We start from the raw sequence: 236 nt of genomic DNA, 5'->3' as shown, positions 1-236 counted from the left end.
TCCGGGCCAGGACCCACTTCCCCAAGGGGAAGGCCCGCTCGGCGAGGAGCCTCCCCCCCCGCAGGGCCCCCTCGAGGCGGTAGGCCTTCCTGGGCTCCAGGAAGGCGGTGAAGCCCCGGGCCCGGCCCAGGACGAGCCTGAAGGCCTCCCCGCTCTTGGGCTGGACGAGGACCACGAACCTCCTTCCGTCGGCGTGGAGGAGGATCCCGTGCACCACCAGCTCCGGCCCCTCCATG

The 236-nt window shown here is 73.3% G+C and carries 1 pseudogene; it reads right to left on the bottom strand.

From position 1 onward, the window contains the following. Positions 1–236 (bottom strand): annotated as a pseudogene (locus ACYQ0J_RS13555) (hypothetical protein); the annotation flags it as partial.

This window comes from Thermus sp. FJN-A, from assembly GCF_054655095.1.
This window is presented reverse-complemented; position numbering and strand designations above follow the sequence as displayed.